Below are 20,062 nucleotides of genomic sequence, written 5' to 3' on the forward strand. Positions count from 1 at the left end.
ATGTTCCAGACATCCAACGCATTGCGCCGGAGCGTGCACAGCCAGGTCACCGACCGGGTCGGCAGCAGCATCGTGCGCGGCGAGATCGGCGTCGGCGAGACGCTACCGCCGGAGATGCAGATCTGCGAGATGATGGACGTCAGCCGCACGGTGGTGCGCGAGGCGATCCGCACCCTCACCGGCAAGGGCCTGATCGAGTCGCGGCCGAAGAGCGGCACACGGGTGCGGCCGCCGGAGCAATGGAACCAGCTCGATCCCGACGTGCTGCGCTGGCACCTCGAGAGCGCGGAGATCGATCGCTATCTGGCCAAACTGTTCCAGCTGCGCTCCGCGGTCGAGCCCGCAGCCGCGGCGCTGGCAGCGACCCATGCCGCGGAAGACGACATCGCCCGCATCCGCGCCGGATGCGACGGCATGGACGCGGCCAAGACCAATGAGGACTTCGTCGCCGCCGACATCGCGTTCCACCAGGCGATCTATTTCGCGACCCGCAACGAGTTCTTCTGGCCGATCGCCCAGATGTTCGAGATCACCCTGCGCCAGAGTTTTACGATCGCCGCAACCGGCTCGCACCGCCCGCGCGCGCTGATCGAGCACCGCGCGGTGCTGGATGCGATCGTCGCCGGCGATGCGGAGGCGGCGCGCGCAGCGACGGTGGTGCTGCTGGCGCATTCCGCCCACGATCTGGTGCGGATTCGGGGGCGGGAGTTCGAGACGACATCGGAGCGTCCCGGCCGCAAGCGGTAGTGAACGCACGCGTCTCTCCACAACGTCGTCCCGGCGAAAGCCGGGACCCATACGCCGTGGCGGATGTTGCCGGAGGGACTCGTCGTTCCAGCATCGCGCAACTAGCAGCATTCGTGGTTATGGGTCCCGGCCTGCGCCGGGACGACGGCTGTGGTGTGGACGGAGCTTCACACTGGACCGCGTCATTAGCTCTTCAGGACCTGCCCCCAGAGAACTTCCGGCCGACCAGGACGTGTGCGCCCTCGGCCTCGATCCACTCATCGTGCAATTCGCCCTCGGCAACGGAAAAAACTTGCCCGGAACGATAGACAACGGGTTCGCCGGTTTGCCTGACGACAAAGGTTCCGGAGATCACCAGGCCGCGGATCTCGAAATGGTGCCGGTGCCGCCCCTTGCCGGGGCGCGGATCAAGCTTCTGATACTCGATTTCCTGGAAACCGTCGGTCTTCAATTGCCTTTCGAAATCGTGCTCGTTCATGCCGCTCTCCCGTGGATCGGCCGCGCAATCCGCGAACGATAGCGCCATTTTCCGCGAGCTGGCAAACCTTGGCCGCATTTCGCGCGCGGCGCCGTCTTGCCGTTCCCGCCAGCGCGCCGGACACGGGCCTGTGACCATAGTTGAAGACTTTAGCGGCGAAACTTCTGGATTGTTGGCTGCGTAGACGCCAAGACAGAACGGTTATTCTGCGAAGGTCCCTTGATGCACGACGTCTCGATCCCGGCCGCCTTGATCGCCGGCCTAGTCAGCTTCCTGTCGCCCTGCGTGCTGCCGCTGGTGCCGCCCTATCTGATCTATTTGACCGGGGCGACCATCGAGCAGGTCAACCAGGACGGCGACACCGCCGCCTCCAAGCGCGCGGTGATGACGGCGGCGCTGATGTTCGTGCTCGGCTTCTCCACCGTGTTCGTCGCGCTCGGCGCCAGTGCGTCGTTTGTCGGAGGGCTGGTGCGTGCCTGGTCGGCCGAACTCTCGATCCTCGCCGGCATCGTCATCATCATCATGGGCCTGCACTTCCTCGGCGTCACCCGGATCGGCCTGCTGATGCGCGAGGGACGACTCACCGCACCCAAGCCGGTCGGGCTGTGGGGCGCCTATGTCATGGGCCTGGCGTTCGCCTTCGGCTGGACGCCGTGCATCGGGCCGATCCTCGCCGCGATCCTCTCGATCGCCGCCTCGCAGGCCACCGTGACCAAGGGCGCCGGCCTGCTCGCGGTCTATTCCGCCGGGCTCGGCATCCCCTTCCTGCTCGCCGCCTTCATGGTCAAGCAGTTCTCCTCGCTGTTCGCGCGGATGAAGCGCCATCTCGACACGGTCGAGCGCGTGATGGGCGTGCTGATGGTGGTCACCGGCATCGGCTTCCTGACCGGCGCGGTGTCCGGCGTCAGCGTCTGGCTGCTGGAGACCTTCCCGGCGCTGCAGAATATCGGCTAGGCGCCGGCGTTATCTCCGTCATTGCGAGGAGCTCGCGACAAAATTGCAAAGCAATTTTGCGCTGTAGCGACGAAGCAATCCATGCTTCCGTGGACGCGACTCCATGGATTGCTTCGCTTCGCTCGCAATGACGGCAGCGCATAACGCCGTCCACTTCGCAGATGCACGCAGACCCAACACCGCTGGCTTTTGACCACGCGATGGCGGACACTTGCCGTCCCTTCGCCGCCAGATGAGTCGGAGACCGATGGCCCAACCCCCCGCGACACGCGCCAGCTGGCCGATCTTCCGTTCGCTGGCCGGCTTTCAGCCGAGCAACTTGCCCGGAGATTTGATAGCAGGGCTGACCCTCGCCGCGATCGCGATCCCCGAGCAGATGGCGACTGCGCGGCTCGGCGGCTTCTCGCCGCAGATCGGCTTCTTCGCCTTCATGGCCGGCTCGCTCGGCTTTGCGATGCTCGGTGCCAACCGCTTCCTGTCCTGCGGCGCCGATTCCACGATCACGCCGATCTTCGCGGCCGGCCTGGCCCTGATGGCGACCGCAGGCTCGCCCGACTATCAGTCGTTGGCGATGGCCCTGGCGCTGATGGTCGGCGCGATCATGATCGCCGGCGGCCTGTTCAAACTCGGCTGGATTGCCAATCTGCTGTCGACGCCGGTCACGGTCGGCTTCCTCGCCGGCATTTCGGTCCACATCCTGGTCTCGCAATTGCCCGGCGTGCTCGGCCTGACCACGCCGGACGGGCCGACGCTCTACAAGCTCGGGGTCCTCGCCGAAAACATCGGCCAGACCAATGCCTACACACTGGCGATCGGCCTCGGCGTGCTGGCGCTGGTTGCCGGATCGGAGAAGATCAGCGCGCGGATTCCGGGTGCATTGATCGGTCTTGTCGTGGCCACCATCGCTGTCATCGCCGGCCATCTCGAAAGCAAGGGCGTCAAGGTGGTCGGCATCGTGCCCGGGTCGCTGCCAAAGCCATCGTTTCCGGACATCGCGCCGGAGCGATGGATCAAATTGCTGTCGCTGGCGATCCTGATCGCCATCGTCGTCATGGTGCAGACCGCGGCAACGACGCGCTCGTTCCTGTCCGATCCGGACAAGCCGGCCGATGTCGATCGCGACTTCCTCGGCGCCGGGGCCGGCAGCCTGCTCGCCGGCCTGTTCGGCGCCTTCCCCGTCAATGCCAGCCCGCCGCGGACCGGCATCGTGTCCGAGACCGGCGGACGCACCCAGCTCTCGGGGCTGTTTGCTGCGGCTATCGTACTCGCGCTGCTCGCCTTCGGTGCGACGCTGCTGCAGCACGTGCCCGACGCGGCGCTCGGCGGCGTGCTGTTGTTCGTGGCGCTGCGCATCATCCGCGTGAAGCAGATCATCACGATCTTCCGCCAGTCATTCTATGAGTTCCTGCTGGTGGTAGCGACGGCAGCCGCGATCATCGTGCTGCCGATCGAGCAAGGCGTCGCCGTCGGCATCGCGCTGTCGCTGCTACACGGCATCTGGACCACGACGCAGGGTCAGCTGGCGGAATTCGTCCATGTGCCCGGCACCACGATCTGGTGGCCGGCGGGCCCGCACGTCACCGGCGAGCGCAAGCCCGGCATTGCCGTCGTCGGCCTGCAGGCGCCGTTGTCGTTCCTCAACGCAGAAGGTTTTCACGGCGGCGTGCTCAAGACCATCGGCCACGCAACGCCCAAGCCGAAGCTGCTGGTGATCGAGGCCAGCGGCATGATCGAGATCGATTTCACGGCGGCGCAGGCGCTCCGCGACCTGTTTCGCGAATGCCGCGATGACGGCGTGACGGTGGCGGTGGCGCGGCTCGAATCCTCCCGCGCGCAGGACGCATTCGAGCGGTTTGATCTCTACGATGTCCTGCAGAGGGACCACGTCTTCCGCAGCGTCGATGAAGCCGTCCGCACGCTGGGCCAAGGCTAGAGACTGATGAGATCAGCAGTTGCGTAGCCCGGATGAAGCGAAGCGTAATCCGGGACAGTTTATCAACACGCGATAGAACCCCGGATTGCGCTGCGCTCCATCCGGGCTACAGACCCCTCATCCCTGCTCGTCCTGCAGCGTCGGGTGCTCTTTCAAGACCTCCGCCTTGATCGAGCCCGCGTGGATGGCGCGAAACAGTGCCCGGCCCGTCTTGATGTTGTTGGCCTTCATGCACAGACCGACGATCTCGCGCACCGCGGAATCGCGCACCAACTCGTCGGAGATCTTCATCGCGGTCTCCATCGCGACCTTGGCGGCGCGCTCGTAGCGATCGCGCTCGATCTGCTGGTTCTTCGGTGAACGCTTGTCGGGTGAGCCGATCGCCTCGGCGCAGCCGGCAGCATCGCGGCAGATCGCACGGATCCTTTGCGCCGCTTCGATGTCGCCGAGCGGCGCGACCGGATCGTCCCAGATATCCTTCCGCCTGGTCTTGTTGAACAACCACATCGCAACGTCCTGCGGAGGAATGATCCGATCGGTTAGGCGGCAGGAACGATCTTTCCGGGATTGAAAATATTCTGCGGATCGAGCGCCAGCTTGAGCGCCCGCATCGCGTCGAGCGCTTCGGGGCCGAGCTCGGCCTTCAGATATTTCTGTTTGCCCTGGCCGATACCGTGCTCGCCGGTGCAGGTGCCGTCCATCGATTGCGCACGCTCGACCAGGCGGTGCATGAACTCCTCGCCGCGCGCCATCTCGTCCTTGTCGTTGACGTCGCAGAGCATCGAGCAGTGGAAATTGCCATCGCCGACATGGCCGACGATCGGCGACAGCAGATTGAGCCGTTTCAAATCCTCTTCGGTCTCGGTGACGCAATCGGCCAGCCGCGAGATCGGCACGCAGACGTCGGTGGCGACAACGCCGATGCTGTCGCCGGGACGCAGCGCCTTGACGGACCAGTAGGCGTCATGCCGGGCCTGCCACAGCTTGGTGCGGTCCTCCGGCTTGGTGGTCCAGGTGAAGTCGCCGCCACCGCATTCGGCCGCGATGTCGCGGAAGTTCTTCGACTGCTCGGCGACCTCGACCTCGCTGCCGTGGAATTCCAGCAGCAGCAGCGGCGTCTCCGGCAGCGACAGCTTGGAATAGCTGTTGCAGGCTTTCACCTGCGCGGCATTGAGCAGCTCGATCCGGGCGACCGGGATGCCGGTCTGGATCGCGAGGATGGTGGCCTGGCAGGCGCCGCGCACCGTCTCGAACGAACAGGCGGCGGCCGCGATCGTGTCGGGAATGCCGCGCAGGCGGATGGTCAGCTCGGAAATGATGCCGAGCGTGCCTTCGGCGCCGACGAACAGATGCGTCAGGTCGTAGCCGGCCGACGACTTCTTGGCACGCGTGCCGGTGGTGATGATCTCGCCGTCGCCGCGCACCACCTTCAGCGCCAGCACGTTCTCGCGCATAGTGCCGTAGCGCACCGCATTGGTGCCGGAAGCGCGGGTCGAGGTCATGCCGCCGAGCGAGGCATCCGCGCCGGGATCGATCGGGAAGAACAGGCCCTGGTCGCGCAGATGCTCGTTCAGCGCCTTCCGGGTCACGCCGGGCTGGATCACACAGTCGAGGTCCTCGGCATGCACCTCCAGCACCTTGTTCATGTCGCGCAGATCGATGCAGACGCCGCCCGCTGGCGCGTTGACCTGCCCTTCCAGCGAGGTTCCGGTGCCGAAGGCGATGACGGGCACGCGGTTGGCGGCGCAGATCCGCACCACGTCCTGGATATCGGCGGTTTCCTGCGCCATCACGACCGCGTCCGGCGGCTGGTTCGGCAGCCATGTGGTGGTATGGGCGTGCTGTTCGCGCACCGCCTGCGACGTGACGAGCCGGTTGCCGAACCGTGCCGCCAGCGCGTCGATCGCGCGCTTCAGGGCCTGCGGCTCAGGTCGCGTCACATTGCTCGAAATCATTGTCGCCACGTCAATTTTCCTCCCGGCTTTAGCCGACCGTGGCAAAGCTTGTATAAGGGGTCAAGAGAGCCTGACTTGAAAAAGTGGTCGCGGGAGTCGCAGAAAAGTTCATGCTCGCACGCCAACGAACCGGGGATGGAAGATGACGTCAGTAACTGCCACGAACGAGATGCCGCTTCCACCAGCCCCGTTCAAATCTTCCGTGATGCAGATCGACCCGCAATGGATCGATTACAACGGCCACCTCAACATGGCCTACTACAATGTGATGTTTGACCGCGCCATCGACGAGATGTGGCTGCAACTCGGCATCGGGCCCGCCTACATGAAGGCGCGGCACTGCTCGACCTTTACTGCCGAGTGCCACGTCCGCTACTTGCGGGAAATTCACCTCGGCGATCCCGTGCAGGTCTCGGTGTTTCTGCTCGGCGCCGACGAGAAGCGGCTGCACACATTCGAGGAGCTCCGCCATGCCACTGAGGGCTGGCTGTCCGCGACCTCGGAGAACCTCACGCTGCACATCGATATGGAGGCGCGCAAGGTGGCGCCGTTTCCGCCCGACATCCGCGCCCGCACCCGCGCCATCGTGGAGAGCTATGCGGGCGTGCCGCGTCCCGAGGGCATCGGCCGCAACGTGGCGATGCCCTCGAAGAAGTAACCAGCTGTCCGCTAGACCCTTGTGCGGCCGCGCACCAATCCGAGCACAGCCGTCACCAGGAACAGGATAACGGCGATGAAGAAGATCGCCTTGGCGATTTCGATCGACGCGCCGGCGATGCCGCCAAAGCCCAAAATGCCCGCGATCAGGGCGATGACCAGGAATGTGACGACCCAGCTCAACATGATCCAACCTCTGCTTGGTTTCCTCGCGCCGCCTCTCCTCGCCCGGCGCCATAGCTTGAGGAAACAAACCAGCAGCGAAACGCTGGTTCCTGAGCCCGAAACCGCGAAATTTTCGCCGATTTCAGGAACCAAGCTCTCGGTAGACTGCTGCCAAAACCGTTCCCGCCGCGCGGGATAAAACCTGTCAAAACGGCCGATCAGGCCCTATATGGCCTTCAATCCCTGTTAAGAAGGCTCCCCTTCACCGTCCCACGGTGCCATCGTGGGGCCGAGACGATTCGCCAATGACCGAGCCGAGCAAATTGCCCCATCATGGCGTTCCCGAGCACCAGCCGGTGGCTGGCGGCATCGCCGCGCGTGCGCGGGCGGCCGCCGGTCCGCAATATCTCAACGGCCTCAATCCGGAGCAGCGCGAGGCGGTCGAGACGCTCGATGGTCCCGTGCTGGTGCTCGCCGGTGCCGGCACCGGCAAGACGCGCGTGCTGACCACGCGCATCGCGCATATCCTGAGCCAGGGCCGCGCGCGGCCGCAGGAAATCCTGTCGGTGACCTTCACCAACAAGGCGGCGCGCGAGATGAAACTGCGGCTCGGCCAGATGCTGGGACAGGCGGTCGAGGGCATGCCGTGGCTCGGCACCTTCCACTCGATCGGCGGCCGCATCCTGCGCATCCATGCCGAGCTGGTGCAGCTCAAATCCAATTTCACGGTGCTCGACGTCGACGACCAGGTGCGGCTCTTGAAGCAATTGCTGCAGGCCGAGAACATCGACGACAAGCGCTGGCCGGCGCGGATGCTGGCCGGACTGATCGACAGCTGGAAGAACCGCGGGCTGTCGCCGTCGCAGGTGCCCGCGGGCGAGGCCGCCTCGTTCGGCAACGGCAAGGGTGGCAAGATCTACGCGACCTATCAGGAGCGGCTGAAGATCCTCAACGCCGCCGATTTCGGCGACCTGCTGCTTGAGAACATCCGGCTGTTCCGCGAGAACCCCGACGTGCTGCGGCAATACCAGAACCGCTTCAAGTTCATCCTGGTCGACGAATATCAGGACACCAACGTCGCGCAGTATCTGTGGCTGCGGCTTTTGTCGCAGGCGCCGTCGCGGCCGGGCCGCGCGCTCTCCGATGTGATTCCGGGCGACCTTACCTCGCCCCGCTTGCGGGGAGAGGTCGACGCACATAGTGCGTCGGGTGAGGGGGACCCTCCGCGCACCGAACTCGTGGAGACTCCCCCTCACCCCGACCCTCTCCCCGCAAGCGGGGCGAGGGAGCAGGCGGCGCCGCTGAAAAACATCTGCTGCGTCGGCGACGACGACCAGTCGATCTATGGCTGGCGCGGCGCCGAGGTCGACAACATCCTGCGCTTCGAGCACGATTTTCCCGGCGCCAAGGTGATCCGCCTCGAACGCAATTACCGCTCCACCGGCCACATCCTGGCCGCGGCCTCGCACCTGATCGCGCACAATGAAGGTCGGCTCGGCAAGACGCTGCGCACCGAGGATATCGACGGCGAGAAGGTCACCGTCACCGGCTCCTGGGATTCGGAGGAGGAAGCGCGCGCGATCGGCGAGGAGCTCGAGGAGCTGCAGCGCGCCGGCGAGAACCTCAACGACGTCGCCATCCTGGTCCGCGCCTCGTTCCAGATGCGCGAGTTCGAAGACCGCTTCGTCACGCTCGGCCTGCCCTACCGCGTGATCGGCGGCCCCCGATTCTATGAGCGCGCCGAAATCCGCGATGCGCTGGCGTACTTGCGCACCATCAATTCGCCGGCCGACGATCTCGCCTTCGAGCGCATCGTCAATGTGCCGAAACGTGGCCTCGGCGATGCCACCGTGCAGCTGCTGCACGACCATGCCCGCAAGCGCCGCATTCCGCTGTTCGAGGCGGCGCGCGCCGTGGTCGAGACCGACGAGCTGAAGCCGAAGGCGCGCGGGAGCTTGCGCGACCTCGTCATGCAGTTCGACCGTTGGCGCGCCCAGCGCGAGGTCACGTCTCACACCGAGCTCGCCGAGATCGTGCTCGACGAGAGCGGCTACACCGAGATGTGGCAGAAGGACCGCTCGGCTGATGCTGCGGGCCGGCTCGACAACCTCAAGGAACTGGTACGGTCGATGGAGGAATTCGAGAACCTGCAAGGGTTCCTCGAACATATCTCGCTGGTGATGGACCGCGACGGCGAGGCCGGCGACGAAGCCGTGTCGCTGATGACGCTGCATTCGGCCAAGGGCCTCGAATTCGACAACGTATTCCTGCCGGGCTGGGAGGAAGGCCTGTTCCCGAGCCAGCGCACGCTCGACGAACAGGGCCGCGCCGGACTCGAGGAGGAGCGCCGCCTCGCCCACGTCGGGCTGACCCGTGCCCGCCGCCGCGCCAAGATCTATTTCGCGACCAACCGTCGCATCCATGGCACCTGGTCGACCACGATCCCGTCGCGCTTCCTCGACGAGCTGCCGGCGCATAATGTCGAGATCACCGAATCCAAGGGCGGATCGGGCTGGGGCGGCAGCGGCGGCTATGGCGCTTCGCGCTTCGACAACCTCGAATCATTCGGCTCGAGCTATTCGACCCCGGGCTGGCAGCGCGCCCAGGCCAATCGCGGCCGCGGTGGCGGGGGCCGTAGCGGCGGCAGCGGCTTCGAGGAGCGGCAATCCTCCTATTCCTCCGAAGGCTTCGGTCGCACCAAGCGCGGTCCCATGGTGATCGAGGGCGAGCTGGTGGCGAAGTCCACGGGCACGACATCGGAATTTTCGCTGGACGATCGGGTGTTTCACCAGAAATTCGGCTACGGCCATGTGGTGAAGATCGACGGCAACAAGCTGACCATCGCCTTCGAAAAGGCAGGCGAGAAGAAGGTGGTCGACAGCTTTGTGGAGCGGGCGTGACAGAACGGTCTTCTCTGTTCGTAGCCCTTGACCCCAGTTGAATTCATGGGTTGAGATGGCTCCATGGTCCGGGGTGGGTTTTTCCTTTTTGTCGTCGCGCTCACTGCGCCGTCTCTGGCGACCGCGGAGACGATCAGCTTTGGTGATTCGGCAGCCGCACTCGCCAAGGCCTGCGGCGCCGACATCACCGCCAACTGCCGCGGCGTCAACCTCGACTCCAATCGCCTCAAGGAGTGCCTGTCGCGCAACCGCGACGTGATCTCGCCGCAGTGCAAGGAGAGCTACTTCTCCACCCTCGATGCGATCCAGAAGCGGATCGCGGCGCGCGTGACCGTCGCCAATGCATGCACCCGCGAGATCGTCAAGGTGTGCGGCGGCTCGACCAAGGAGACCAGCAAATCGGTGCCCTGCCTCGTCAGCGCCAAGGGTCTCAGCCGCAATTGCGCCCAGGCGATCAACGACGCGGGGTATCAATGATGCGCGCGTCGCTATGGGGTTTGCGCGATCTCGGCCTGCTGGGCACGCTGGTCTTGCTGGCGATGCCGCTCGCGACGGCGCATGCGCAGACCGCGATCACGCGCGATGACGTCATCGTCAAGTTGAACCACTTCGAGACTGCCGCCGAAATCGACGTCCCGGCGTTGCGCCAGCAGGTGCTCGAACGATCGCGGTCGCGATCGAAGAACGAGCCGCCGCCCTCGAAGCGGCCGCCGATCGCACCCGACCTGAACAACCTGCCGGCGTTCAATGCCGACATTCAGTTCGACGTCGACACGCCGATCGTGCTGCCGGACTCCTACCAGACCGTCGGGCGCATCGCCGATGCGCTGACCCACTCCTCGCTGTTGCCGTACACCTTCCTGATCGTCGGCCACATCGAATCGACCGGCCGGCGCGAGAACAACGTGATCCTGAGCCAGCGGCGGGCCGACGCGATCCGCGACATCCTGGTCAACACCTTCAAGATCGCGCCCAAGCGCCTGCAATCCGTCGGGCTCGGCGAAGAGCAGTTGCTCGACCCCGCCCGCCCCAACGCGCCGACCAACAACCAGGTGCAGATCCTGCTGGTCGCGAAGGTCGCCGACGAGCCGCCCGCACACCCCGCCCCGGCCGCGGCCGCCAAGAAGCCGGCAAAACCGGCGAAGCGGCATTAGCGCAAGCCTGATCCCGATCACTTAACGCGGTACGATCTGGGCCGTGGTGCCGGATTGCTCGGTTCTGGGAAATCGTCATGTTGACCAACAGCCGCGACATCATTCGGCGCCTGGAGCGGGAGGGATGGAGCCTCGTCCGGATTGCCGGTTCTCACCACGTCTTCAAGAGCCCGCGGTCGGGAGAAACGCTGGTCGTTCCGCACCCCAAGAAGGACTTGGGAAAAGGCTTGGTGCGTGCCATTTATAAGGGGGCGGGCTGGAAACCCGATTGAGGCAACCTTGACCCACTACGTCGCCATCATCGAGGACGCTGGACCGGACTACGCCGTAGGCGTCTGGTTTCCGGACCTGCCCGGCTGCACGTCTGCGGGCGATGATATCGATGAGGCTTTGCGCAATGCCCCCGAGGCGCTGGAGCTCTATGCCGAGGGCCTGAGGGACGATGGACAGGAACTGCCCCGTCCCCGGACACTGACCGAACTGAAGGCCGACCCCGATGTTGCTGACGACCTGAAAACCTACATGGTCGCCTTGGTCGAGCTGCCCGCCAGAGCGCACGCTGCGGAATAAATTTCTGCCCCGGCGGGTGATTGCAGAACGGAATATGCGTTCTTATCTGGGCTGAACCCGCATCACGCCCTCGCCCGGGCTCCAATCCGCGCGCGCCCTTCCCTCACGCTTCCGATCCCCGATGTCGCCGATCATTTCCGTATCCAATCTTTCAAAGACCTATGGCTCCGGCTTCAAGGCGCTGAAGGGCATCAATCTCGATATCGTCAAAGGCGAGATTTTCGCGCTGCTCGGACCGAACGGCGCCGGCAAGACCACGCTGATCAGCATCATCTGCGGCATCGCCAATCCGAGCGAGGGCCGCATTTCGATCGGCGGACACGACATCATCAGGGATTATCGCGCGGCGCGGTCGATGATCGGACTGGTTCCGCAGGAACTGCACACCGACGCGTTCGAGTCGGTCTGGGCGACCGTCAGCTTCAGCCGCGGCCTGTTCGGCAAGCCGAAGAACCCCGATCACATCGAGAAGGTGCTGAAGGACCTGTCGCTGTGGGACAAGAAGGACAACAAGATCATCACCCTGTCCGGCGGCATGAAGCGCCGCGTGATGATCGCGAAAGCGCTGTCGCACGAGCCGCAGATCCTGTTCCTCGACGAACCCACTGCCGGCGTCGACGTCGAGTTGCGCAAGGGCATGTGGGAAGTGGTCCGCACGCTGCAGGCGTCCGGCGTCACCATCATCCTGACCACGCACTACATCGAGGAAGCCGAGGAGATGGCCGACCGCATCGGTGTCATCAACAAGGGCGAGATCATCCTGATCGAGGACAAGGCGACCTTGATGCAGAAGCTCGGCAAGAAGCAGCTGACGCTGCAATTGCAGAACAAGCTCGATGCCGTTCCGCCGGCGCTTGCCGCCTACAGTCTCGAACTATCCGACGACGGCCATGCGGTGACCTACGACTACGACACCAAGGGCGATCGCACAGGGATCACCAGCCTGCTCAACGATCTGCGCAATGCCGGAATACGGATATCCGATCTCGACACGAATCAGAGCTCGCTTGAGGACATCTTCGTCAGCCTCGTGAGGGCGCCATGAACTACCGCGCAATCCAGGCCATCTATCTGTTCGAAATGGCACGCACCTGGCGCACGCTGCTGCAGAGCATCGTCTCGCCTGTCGTCTCGACCTCGCTGTATTTCGTGGTGTTCGGTGCCGCGATCGGCTCGCGCATCACCGAGGTCGAAGGCGTCAGCTACGGCACCTTCATCGTGCCGGGTCTCGTGATGCTGTCGGTGCTGACCCAGAGCATCTCGAATGCCTCGTTCGGCATCTACTTCCCGAAATTCGCCGGCACGATCTACGAGATCCTGTCGGCGCCGATCTCCTATCTCGAGATCGTCATCGGCTATGTCGGCGCCGCCGCCACCAAGTCGATCATCCTCGGCCTGATCATCCTTGCGACGGCCGGACTTTTTGTGCCTCTGCACATCCAGCATCCTGTGTGGATGCTGACCTTTCTGGTGCTGACGGCGGTCACCTTCAGCCTGTTCGGCTTCATCATCGGAATCTGGGCCGACGGCTTCGAGAAGCTGCAGATGATCCCGATGCTGGTGGTGACGCCGCTCACCTTCCTCGGCGGCAGCTTCTACTCGGTGAACATGCTGCCGTCGGGCTGGCGCACCATCACGCTGTTCAACCCGGTGGTCTATCTGATCTCCGGCTTCCGCTGGAGCTTCTACGAGATCGCCGACGTCAGCGTCGGGCTCAGCCTCGGCATGACTGCGGCCTTTCTGGTCGCCTGCATGGTGATCGTGGCCTGGATCTTCAGGACCGGCTACCGGCTGAAAAACTGAATAGACTTCAGTAGCCCGGATGGAGCGAAGCGAAAATCCGGGACCTTTATCGCCAGACCTGCAGAACCCGGATTTCGCTTCGCTCCATCCGGGCTACAGGTTCTTTCCTCATCAATAGCAATGGAAATGGCCGTGGCGATAATAACCGCGGCAGCGGTGCCCACGGCGGTAGCCGTGATCCGGGATACCGAACACGCCCTTGACCGCGCCCATGGCGCCACCGACACCGGCGCCGACGGCACCACCAACGACGCCGCCCACCGGACCGGCGACCCGGTTGCCTTCATAGGCGCCTTCATGCGCCCCGCGGACGATGCCCTGGGCATGACCGGAATGGGGAACAGCCAATAGCGCCAAAGTGAGGCCACCGGCCGCAAGCAGCAGCCGCGCGGAAGGGCCGGCTGGGAGGACGGCCGCAGTCTTAACCTTGGTGTTGTTCATCTGGGTACCTTGATGCGCGACGCGGTCGCGTCGCCGGGGCGGGATTGTGAAACGCCCATGCGGCCAAATGGTTGCGTTGGCGCTTCATCGGAGTTGTTGTCGCGCCCTGCTCGCGAAAAAGTCAGCAGGCCGTGACGGGCCGGCCCGGCTTCGGCCTTGTTTGCGCCGCGCGCGGGATTAACGATGCGTCGGATCCGCGACTGGAACCAAATTCGGATTCCGTGCATATTGGTTGCGGGGACGGAGAGCCGCTACTGCGACAGACCTGGAGGCCAAAGGTAAAATGCGTTCGTTCCTCATTGCTTTCACTTCCGTGATGCTTTTCACGGCCGGCGCCGCGCAGGCCAAGGTCGATATCACCATCGACAAGGACAACCAGCAGATGACCGTCGCGGTCGACGGCGTCGCGCGCTATCACTGGCCGGTCTCGACCGGGATCCCGTCGCGCGAAACGCCGAACGGCAGCTTCCGCGCCTTCCGGATGGAAGAGGATCACTACTCCAAGGAATTCGACGATGCGCCGATGCCGCATTCGATCTTCTTCACCAAGATCGGGCACGCGATTCATGGCACCGACTCGGTGAACCGCTTGGGCACGCCGGCCTCGCATGGTTGCGTGCGGCTGTCGCGTGACAACGCAACGACGCTCTACGCGCTGGTCCAGAAGGAAGGCGTGCTCAACACCACCGTGACGCTGACCGGCTCGTCCCAGGTCGCGCTGGCGCGCAATCCGCGCGGGCGCAACGGCACCGCTGTCGCCCGCTCTGCGCCACAGCAATATGACGGGCAGTATGGCACCGCCGCTGCCGGAGACCCTGTCGTCCTGACACCGCAGCCGCGCGAGTATCCGGCGCAGGCCCGCGCCGACGACGGCTACATCTATCCGGCCGATGGCAGCTCGACCGAGCAGCGCTACCCGGCGCCGCCGTCAAGCCGCCGCGTCTACGACGCGCAGGCCTATGGTCAGCAGCAGTACTACGGCAACCAGGGCTACGCGGCGGCGCCTCAAGGCTATTATCAGCCGCGGCCGTACTACCCGCGGCAGCGCGACTTCTACGGCAACAACTATCAGGACTGAGACGCGCGCCTGAGCCGCCGGCGGCGCCGTTACCACGCGCCGCCAGGTCCCGAAGCCTCCTCACCCGCTTGTGACCGCCTCGAAGGGCACGCGACGCCATGCGCCGTGGCCCGTCGTCGCGCCGTCATCTGATTGTAAAATTAGCCCGATATTCGGCGGCAATAGCGCCCGCCTTGGCCCCGGACGGCCGATTCAAGCGGAATGCCCGGTGAAATCAGGGCGATAAGCGCGGGTCACGTAGGCGGTATCAGAGGTCATAATGAAACGGGGCTTCGTTGTCCTTTGCCTGTGCATCGTCGCGATGGCCGGCTATTTCACGACGGACCGATGGGCCATCAGCCACACCACGCTGACATTCCATGACGTGCTGCGCGACGACCGCAACGTCACGGTCGAGGTGGCGGTCCGCCGCGACCGGCAAATGCAGGCCATGGCCGAGATGATCGAGCTGCCGGTCGCGATCCTGAGCCACGGCAACACCGTCAGGAACACCGAGTACTCGTTCCTCACCAACGTGTTCGCATCACGCGGCTACCTCGTGGTCAGCATTCAGCACGATCTCGACACCGATGCGCCGATGGTGACCAAGGTCGGCGAGGAATATGTCGGGCGCCGCATGCAGTACAATCGCGGCGTCTTCAACATCATGTATGCGATCGACGAGCTCAAGAAGCTCTATCCGAACGCAAACTATCGCGCGCTGACGCTGATCGGTCATTCCAACGGCGGCGACATCTCGATGTTCTTCGCCAAGCAGCATCCCGACCTGGTCAAGAAGGTCGTGACGCTGGACAATCTGCGCGTCCCCTTCATCACCGACAGCAAGATCAAGATCCTCTCGTTCCGTTCAAGGGACCCCGTGTTCAAGGCCGATCCGGGCGTCGTGCCTGACGAGGAGACCTGCGCCCGGCTCGGCATCAAGGTGGTCAGAACCGAATTCCACCACAACGACCTCAGCGATCGCGGTCCCGAGAGCGCGAAGTCGTCGATCCAGGCGGGCGTCGAGCAATTCCTCGACGAGGACGCCGGCGACAGCACGCCGACCATGCCGCTGCTCGCCGCCTCGACACCCGCTTCCGCGGCGGCGACACCGGAGAAGAAATAGCGATCGCGTAGACGCCGACGCGCGTTCTCCGGTGCTGCCGGGCAGCACTTAGGCACGCGCGCTGCGACGGGCCCTGGCAACGAGCCAGATCGCCGAAAGCAGGAAATAGAACGCGCCGAAGCCTGCATAGGGAGCGACGTCCAGAATCGTCGGCGCCACGGTGCCTATCGATCGGCTGATCATGTAGCCGCCGGCCAGCGCCGACTGTGCGCCGCTCAGGATCATCGCCCATTGCGCGCCATAGTCACGCCAGCGCCGGACGCCGGTGACCAATTGCAGCACGCCAGACAGGATCGCCCAAACCCCGAACACGGCGAGGACGGCATAGCTGCTGTGGCCGACCGCGACGATCGCGGCGAGCGCGGTCATTGCGCTGACCGCGACATTCAATGTCTGGGATGGGTTGGCTATCAACCCGCCATTGACCCGGGCGTCCGCCAGATTGGCGACGGCGTCCCATGCCGGGTAGAGCACGAGCAGAATCGCCGCGAGGCCGGCTTGCCCGCTGAAGAGAACGGCGGCGGCAACCCAGGCGATCGAGAAGATCGCGCGCCCGAAATAGTAGGATCGCAACCATGCGGATTGGGTCCAGAGGTGGCTTTGCATTGACAGGCTCCTTGTTTGCCTTCCTACTAGTAGGTAGATAGCAAAACCGAGTCAATCGGCGCTCCGACATGTCCCCGTGCGAAGCGAAAGCCTTGAAATGTTTCGGTAATTTACCTACTTGAAGGTAGGCCTGACATGAATGTGATGATTTCAACCTCTGAAAAAATTCTCGATGTCGCGCAGTCTCTCATCGTCGCGGGAGGCTATAACGGGTTCAGCTATGCCGACATCTCGGATGCGATCGGCATCAGGAAAGCGAGCATCCATCATCACTTCCCGACCAAGGCCGAGCTGGTTTCGGCGCTGGTTGATCGCTACAGGCAGCAGACTGAGCAGGGCCTGAAGTCGCTTCGAGAGCGGTCCGCGAGCCCGGCCGACCAGTTACAGTCCTACGTGAACTTCTGGCAGGCGTGCATTCGGGATGGGTCACTGCCCTTCTGCGTCTGTGCGATGCTTGCCGGCGAGATGCCGATGCTGCCGGAACAGGTTGCATCGCGCGTCCGCGCCCATTTCCATCAGCTTGCGGGATGGCTCACGTCGGTGCTGCGGGCCGGCGCAGAACAGCGCCTGTTCCGGCTGGACAAGCAGCCGGAAGCCGAGGCCCAGATGCTGATGGCATCGGTTCATGGAGCGATGCTCTCTGCGAGGGCGTTCGACGATCCCGCGGTGTTTGCCGCAATCGTCATGCCGCAGATCGCGAAGCTGCTGGTAGTGGACAGCTAGAAATATTGTCGGGCGATCAGACCTACTGCTCGCCGTCGCGCAGGCGCCGGTAGACCGCCCCCAGCACATTCGAATAATCGTCGGTCCAGACCCGCTGCTTCTCGTTGGCATCGGTCTCGATCCAGACGTCTGATGACGCGAGCTTGCCGACGTCGGCGTCCTCGCGCGCGGAAACCACGACCGAGGTTGAGAAGATGTACTCGTTGTCGCGGCCGGAGTCCTCGCTGTAGACCCAGCTCTTCATGTCGTTGGCGTCCGCAATGCCGACCACGACGCTGGCCAATTCGAGATGCCGGTTGGAGACGTGCATCACGACCGCGCCCTGCGGCGCCAGCTTCTCCTTGTAGATCGCCATCGCCTCCTCGGTCGCGAGATGGATCGGGATCGCATCCGACGAATAGGCGTCGACGATGATGAGATCATAGGCGCCGTCCGGCTCCTTGGCGAAGGTCAGCCGCGCGTCGCCGATCACAGGCTTCAGGTTCGGCTCGCAGCTCTGGATGTAGGTGAAATATTTCGGATCGCGCGCGGTATCGACCATCGACTGGTCGATCTCGAAGAATCGCCAATCCTCGCCCGGCACTGAGGCGCAGGTCAGCGTCCCCGAGCCGAGGCCGATGACAGCGACTTTCAGCGGTGCACCCTTGCGCGCGCGGATTGCGGTGATTGCCCGCCCGATGCCGCCGTCCCTGTAATAGTAGCTGATCGGCTCGGGCTTTCCGGTGACCGGGGTGCCGTCGTCGTTCTTGAACTTCTCGGCGCCATGGATCGTGGTGCCGTGCATCAGCACGTGATACTGCCCGTTCGGTGTCACCACGATCTTGTGCACGCCGAAGAAGCTGCGCACGGTCTCGACCCGGCCATCGTCGGACGGATAGGCACGCAGCACCACCAGCGCGACGACGACGGTGGCGAAGATCTTCCAGCGATCGGCATTCAGTGCGAGCGCGAGCAGCGCCGAGAGCACGCCGACGGCGCCGATCACCCACACCCGGTGGTCGTCGAACCAGTTGAAGATGTCGCCGGCCGAATAGCTCGGCGCGACCAGCGCCACCGCCAGCACCGCAAGGAACGGCCAGTACCAGGCGCTCCAGCGCGGCAGCCGCTCCGCGCCGCCGGGCGGACGGCAAAGCGCCGCGAGCGCCAGCAGGATCGGATATTCGGCGATCCATGAGAAGGTGAACGGCGCGATCAGGCCCGCAAACAGGCCGCCGACCATGCCGCCGAACGACAGCGCGACGTAGAAGCCGGTGAGGTATTTCGCGGCTGGGCGGGTGCGCGCGAGCTCGCCATGACAGGCCATCGCGATGATGAAGAAGCAGAACTGATGGCCGCCGAGCGTCAGCAGCAGGTTCTGCTCGCCGCCAAACGCGAGCAGGATCACGACGCCGGCAATCGCCAGCGGCTGCGCCAGCAGCATCCATTTGTGCGGCAGCAGCGGCCGCGACTGGAACACCAGCACCCAGGTCAACAGATACAGCGACAGCGGCAGCACCCACAGCAAGGGAGCGGCCGCGACGTCGGTCGAGATATGCGCCGTCACCGCGATCAAAAGGCCGGACGGCACCGCGGCCAGGAAGATCCAGCGCGCCCGCAAGCCCCAGGACGGTGTCGGCGCGTTGGCATCGTCGACCGGCATATTGAGTGCGGCGGCGCCGGCCGGGGACCGCAGCAGCAACACGCCGCAACCCGCGATCAGAACGATCAGCAGGCCATAGCCACAGGTCCAGATCAGGTTCTGGGTGCGCAATGTGAGCATCGGTTCGAGCAGCACCGGATAGGACAGCAGCGCCAGGAAGCTGCCGATGTTCGAGGACGCGTAGAGGAAGTACGGGTCGGGCCCGCTTGGGTGGCCGGTGCGCACGAACCAGGCCTGCAGCAGCGGATTGTTGGCGGCGAGCGCGAAGAACGGCAGGCCGATCGAGACCGCGAACAGGCCGAGCAGCCAGACCGCATAGCCCGAGATCGGCGGCTCGCCCCAGCCGCTCCTGATCGTCAGCGGCAAGGTCAGCAGCGCGACGACGAGCAGCACCAGATGCACCGCGACCGGAACGACGCGGCTGTTCAGCTTCATCAACAGATGTGCATAGGCGTAGCCGCCGAGCAGCAGCGACTGGAAGAACACCATCGCCACCGACCACACCGCCGGCGAGCCGCCGAGCCGCGGCAGCACCATCTTGGTGAACAGCGGCTGCACCGAGAACAGCAACAGGGCGCTGACGAAGATCGCCGCGGTGTAGACAACCAGCACCAGCCGGTTTCGCGATGCGGACGGCTCAGACGTCATGAATACTCCCGGTCACGATCCGGCAGATCAACACCGGGCACACGCATTGCATTGAATCATAGCGCCAGGCAGCGGGCAACACGCGCACCGGGTTGCCTGAACCGTTCACGTCATCCTGATGTCACCGGCCTCGTGTTCCGCACTCGCGGCCGATGCGGATGTTTCCATTTGTGGCCGGAACGGCGTCCGCCCCATCCATGGCTGCAGCTCGATGTGCTGCAACCAATCCTTGACCGAGGGGATCCAGCCGAGATCGTCCTTGACGTGCTGCTCACCGACCGTCCGCACCGGCACCTGCTTGCCGGCGCTGTTCGTCAGCGTCGCGCCGAAGATCGCCTCGCACAGGAAGATACCTTCGCTGTGGTGGCGCAGCGCGCGGTGACGTACGTCGGCGAGATGGGCCTTGCTCTCGTCGAACCAGTCGTGGATCGCGAGATAGTCTTCGGGCGTTCCGCCGAACAGGCGCGCGGAACGGACCGCATGATGATAGGGATGCGCCATCGCAG

General features: G+C 64.4%; 22 protein-coding genes. 14 read left to right on the forward strand and 8 right to left on the reverse strand.

All coding sequences use genetic code 11. The features are described 5' to 3' along the window. A complete protein-coding gene (locus FBZ93_RS28610; protein ID WP_246667689.1) occupies positions 1 to 747 on the forward strand; it encodes a FadR/GntR family transcriptional regulator in 747 nt (248 codons plus the stop codon). A gap of 193 nt (positions 748 to 940) precedes the next feature. Here the strand turns inward: FBZ93_RS28610 and FBZ93_RS28615 are convergent, their stop codons facing one another. Then, complete coding sequence (locus tag FBZ93_RS28615; protein ID WP_146990577.1) at positions 941 to 1,225, reverse strand: hypothetical protein; 285 nt, start codon at positions 1,223 to 1,225, stop codon at positions 941 to 943. Positions 1,226 to 1,447: 222 nt separating this feature from the next. Here FBZ93_RS28615 and FBZ93_RS28620 point away from each other — a divergent pair, with 222 nt between their 5' ends. Then, complete coding sequence (locus FBZ93_RS28620) at positions 1,448 to 2,179, forward strand: cytochrome c biogenesis CcdA family protein (RefSeq protein ID WP_146990579.1); 732 nt, start codon at positions 1,448 to 1,450, stop codon at positions 2,177 to 2,179. Positions 2,180 to 2,426: 247 nt separating this feature from the next. Further along, complete coding sequence (locus FBZ93_RS28625; protein ID WP_146990580.1) at positions 2,427 to 4,112, forward strand: SulP family inorganic anion transporter; 1,686 nt, start codon at positions 2,427 to 2,429, stop codon at positions 4,110 to 4,112. 117 nt (positions 4,113 to 4,229) lie between these two features. On the opposite strand, the gene FBZ93_RS28630 is transcribed toward FBZ93_RS28625, so the two are convergent. Together FBZ93_RS28630 and FBZ93_RS28635 are read right to left on the reverse strand one after the other, a co-directional pair. Further along, the gene (locus tag FBZ93_RS28630) at positions 4,230 to 4,619 is read right to left on the reverse strand and encodes a hypothetical protein (RefSeq protein ID WP_146990583.1); all 390 of its coding nucleotides are present in this window, start codon (positions 4,617 to 4,619) and stop codon (positions 4,230 to 4,232) included. A gap of 32 nt (positions 4,620 to 4,651) precedes the next feature. Then, positions 4,652 to 6,067, reverse strand: a complete 1,416-nt coding sequence (locus FBZ93_RS28635; protein WP_433995453.1) for an FAD-binding oxidoreductase — start codon at positions 6,065 to 6,067, stop codon at positions 4,652 to 4,654. Positions 6,068 to 6,236: 169 nt separating this feature from the next. Here FBZ93_RS28635 and FBZ93_RS28640 point away from each other — a divergent pair, with 169 nt between their 5' ends. Beyond that, positions 6,237 to 6,725 (forward strand): thioesterase family protein, encoded by a 489-nt coding sequence (locus FBZ93_RS28640; RefSeq protein WP_146990890.1) that lies wholly within the window; start codon positions 6,237 to 6,239, stop codon positions 6,723 to 6,725. An 11-nt stretch (positions 6,726 to 6,736) separates the two neighbouring features. Here FBZ93_RS28640 and FBZ93_RS28645 read toward each other — a convergent pair whose 3' ends face one another. Beyond that, positions 6,737 to 6,910: a DUF1328 domain-containing protein gene (locus FBZ93_RS28645; protein ID WP_074128779.1), complete on the reverse strand. Its 174-nt coding sequence runs from the start codon at positions 6,908 to 6,910 to the stop codon at positions 6,737 to 6,739. Positions 6,911 to 7,194: 284 nt separating this feature from the next. Between FBZ93_RS28645 and FBZ93_RS28650 the strand changes: the two genes are divergently transcribed. The 7 genes from FBZ93_RS28650 (at position 7,195) to FBZ93_RS28680 (ending at position 13,316) form a co-directional block, all read left to right on the forward strand. Further along, the gene (locus FBZ93_RS28650) at positions 7,195 to 9,789 is read left to right on the forward strand and encodes an ATP-dependent helicase (protein ID WP_146990587.1); all 2,595 of its coding nucleotides are present in this window, start codon (positions 7,195 to 7,197) and stop codon (positions 9,787 to 9,789) included. 63 nt (positions 9,790 to 9,852) lie between these two features. Beyond that, positions 9,853 to 10,266, forward strand: a complete 414-nt coding sequence (locus FBZ93_RS28655; protein WP_146990589.1) for a hypothetical protein — start codon at positions 9,853 to 9,855, stop codon at positions 10,264 to 10,266. Further along, the gene (locus FBZ93_RS28660; protein ID WP_146990591.1) at positions 10,263 to 10,943 is read left to right on the forward strand and encodes an OmpA family protein; all 681 of its coding nucleotides are present in this window, start codon (positions 10,263 to 10,265) and stop codon (positions 10,941 to 10,943) included. Before FBZ93_RS28655 ends, FBZ93_RS28660 begins: the two co-directional genes overlap by 4 nt. Before the next feature lie 77 nt (positions 10,944 to 11,020). Beyond that, entirely contained in the window at positions 11,021 to 11,215 is a 195-nt protein-coding gene (locus FBZ93_RS28665) for a type II toxin-antitoxin system HicA family toxin (protein ID WP_146990593.1), read from the forward strand. 7 nt (positions 11,216 to 11,222) lie between these two features. Continuing rightward, on the forward strand, positions 11,223 to 11,513 hold the full coding sequence (locus tag FBZ93_RS28670; protein ID WP_146990595.1) for a type II toxin-antitoxin system HicB family antitoxin: 291 nt from the start codon (positions 11,223 to 11,225) through the stop codon (positions 11,511 to 11,513). Positions 11,514 to 11,634: 121 nt separating this feature from the next. After that, entirely contained in the window at positions 11,635 to 12,558 is a 924-nt protein-coding gene (locus FBZ93_RS28675) for an ABC transporter ATP-binding protein (protein ID WP_146990597.1), read from the forward strand. Continuing rightward, complete coding sequence (locus FBZ93_RS28680) at positions 12,555 to 13,316, forward strand: ABC transporter permease (protein ID WP_146990599.1); 762 nt, start codon at positions 12,555 to 12,557, stop codon at positions 13,314 to 13,316. Before FBZ93_RS28675 ends, FBZ93_RS28680 begins: the two co-directional genes overlap by 4 nt. A 111-nt stretch (positions 13,317 to 13,427) precedes the next feature. On the opposite strand, the gene FBZ93_RS28685 is transcribed toward FBZ93_RS28680, so the two are convergent. Then, positions 13,428 to 13,757, reverse strand: a complete 330-nt coding sequence (locus FBZ93_RS28685; RefSeq protein ID WP_146990601.1) for a hypothetical protein — start codon at positions 13,755 to 13,757, stop codon at positions 13,428 to 13,430. 283 nt (positions 13,758 to 14,040) lie between these two features. Between FBZ93_RS28685 and FBZ93_RS28690 the strand changes: the two genes are divergently transcribed. Together FBZ93_RS28690 and FBZ93_RS28695 are read left to right on the forward strand one after the other, a co-directional pair. Further along, a complete protein-coding gene (locus FBZ93_RS28690; RefSeq protein ID WP_146990603.1) occupies positions 14,041 to 14,835 on the forward strand; it encodes a L,D-transpeptidase in 795 nt (264 codons plus the stop codon). 259 nt (positions 14,836 to 15,094) lie between these two features. Beyond that, complete coding sequence (locus FBZ93_RS28695; RefSeq protein ID WP_246667690.1) at positions 15,095 to 15,940, forward strand: alpha/beta hydrolase; 846 nt, start codon at positions 15,095 to 15,097, stop codon at positions 15,938 to 15,940. Positions 15,941 to 15,988: 48 nt separating this feature from the next. Here FBZ93_RS28695 and FBZ93_RS28700 read toward each other — a convergent pair whose 3' ends face one another. Continuing rightward, the gene (locus FBZ93_RS28700) at positions 15,989 to 16,546 is read right to left on the reverse strand and encodes a DUF308 domain-containing protein (protein ID WP_146990605.1); all 558 of its coding nucleotides are present in this window, start codon (positions 16,544 to 16,546) and stop codon (positions 15,989 to 15,991) included. Between the two features lie 135 nt (positions 16,547 to 16,681). On the opposite strand from FBZ93_RS28700, the gene FBZ93_RS28705 reads away from it, so the two are divergent. Beyond that, positions 16,682 to 17,269: a TetR/AcrR family transcriptional regulator gene (locus FBZ93_RS28705; protein WP_146990607.1), complete on the forward strand. Its 588-nt coding sequence runs from the start codon at positions 16,682 to 16,684 to the stop codon at positions 17,267 to 17,269. A gap of 22 nt (positions 17,270 to 17,291) precedes the next feature. Here the strand turns inward: FBZ93_RS28705 and FBZ93_RS28710 are convergent, their stop codons facing one another. Beyond that, entirely contained in the window at positions 17,292 to 19,556 is a 2,265-nt protein-coding gene (locus tag FBZ93_RS28710; protein ID WP_146990609.1) for a spermidine synthase, read from the reverse strand. Between the two features lie 105 nt (positions 19,557 to 19,661). Then, the gene (locus FBZ93_RS28715; protein WP_146990610.1) at positions 19,662 to 20,057 is read right to left on the reverse strand and encodes a DUF6915 family protein; all 396 of its coding nucleotides are present in this window, start codon (positions 20,055 to 20,057) and stop codon (positions 19,662 to 19,664) included. Positions 20,058 to 20,062: the final 5 nt, after the last annotated feature.

Origin of the sequence: Bradyrhizobium macuxiense, from assembly GCF_007993935.1 — a bacterium.
GTDB lineage: Bacteria > Pseudomonadota > Alphaproteobacteria > Rhizobiales > Xanthobacteraceae > Bradyrhizobium > Bradyrhizobium macuxiense_A.